2 protein-coding genes are annotated in these 1,217 nt (G+C 64.5%); both read right to left on the bottom strand.

The window, feature by feature from the left end:
• A partial coding sequence (locus IEW17_RS20590; RefSeq protein ID WP_188563944.1) for an IS3 family transposase occupies window positions 1–851 on the bottom strand: 851 nt, incomplete at its 3' end.
• Window positions 848–1,135, bottom strand: a complete 288-nt coding sequence (locus IEW17_RS20585) for a transposase (protein ID WP_188563943.1) — start codon at window positions 1,133–1,135, stop codon at window positions 848–850. The genes IEW17_RS20585 and IEW17_RS20590, both read right to left, overlap by 4 nt.
• Window positions 1,136–1,217: the final 82 nt, after the last annotated feature.

Raw genomic sequence — 1,217 nt, 5'->3', positions numbered from 1 at the left:
TAGGGCTTCATATAGCCAATGCTGGAGTGGCGTCGCTCGTGGTTGTAGTAGTCAAAATAGTTAGCGACGCTGGCTTGCGCGTCGGCTAAGTCAGCGAACACGGGCCAGTCGCGGGCTTCGAGTTCCTCGGTTTTCAGGCGTGACCACAGGCTTTCGGCTTGGGCATTGTCGTAGCATTCGCCGCGCCGGCTGTGCGAGAGCTGGGCCTGGGCCCCGCGCAACAGGGCCTTGTAGGCGTTGCCCACGTATTGGCCGCCCCGGTCGGAATGGACGATGAGATCGGGGGCGGGCCGTTGGGCCAGCAGGGCCCGCTGCAAGGCGCTGGTGACCAGGGCTTCGGGCATGTCGGCACGCACCTGCCAGCCCACCACATGCTTGGTGCACAGGTCCTGAAAGGCGCACAAGTAGGCCCAGGCCCCGCTGGCCAGGGGCAGGCAGGTAATGTCGCTCACCCACACCCGGTTGGCCTGGGTGGGCTTGGGTTGGTCGAGCAGCAAGTTGGGGGCGCACCGCTGCCCGTGCGTGGAGTCGGTGGTGCGCGGGACAAAGGCCTTGGGCTGCAAGGCTTTCCGCCCGTGGCGGCGCAGCCCCGTGCGCAGGGCCTGCCGGCCCACCCGGTGCCCCAGTTCCCGCAATTCAACCTGGAGCCGGCGCGTTCCATAGCGGCGTTTATGGTCGTCAAACACGACCACCATTTCCGTTTCCCAGGCCGGTTCCGCCCGCTCCACGACCCCGGCCGCCGGCCGGTGCCGCCAGGCATAGTAGCGGCTGGGCACCACGCCCAGGACCTGGCAAAGCTGCTGGACGGGGTGAAAAGCGCGCTGCTGGTCAATAAATTGCAGCGTACTCATGGCGTCGGGGGCTGCGTGAAGATGGCGATGGCTTTTTTTAAAATATCGAGTTCCTGGGCCAGCCGTTTGTTGGCCGCACGCAGGACCCGCACTTCGGCGGCCTCGGCCGGGTCGGCGGGCAAGGGCGGTTGAGCTGCTTTCTGCCAGGCATAAATCCGCTTAGCATCGATGTTTAGCGCGCGGGCGGCCGCCAGCGTGGAGCGGCTTTCGCTGGCCAGCCGCAGGGCTTCGGTGCGGAAGGCCGCATCATAGCGCGGCCGTTTGGTAGGAGGGCTTTTTTCCATGGGTTCGGGAAATTAACACCCTATTCTCTTGTATGATTGCACTGCCTCTCAAGTAGAGAGGTAGCCAGAAAAGGAAACGAGG

The organism is Hymenobacter frigidus, assembly GCF_014640435.1.
Lineage (GTDB): Bacteria > Bacteroidota > Bacteroidia > Cytophagales > Hymenobacteraceae > Hymenobacter > Hymenobacter frigidus.
This window is presented reverse-complemented; position numbering and strand designations above follow the sequence as displayed.

What these genes read in the sequence shown, in the direction of transcription:
- IEW17_RS20585 (WP_188563943.1), bottom strand. Translation starts at nt 1,135, where the DNA reads ATGGAAAAAAGCCCTCCTACCAAACGGCCGCGCTATGATGCGGCCTTC.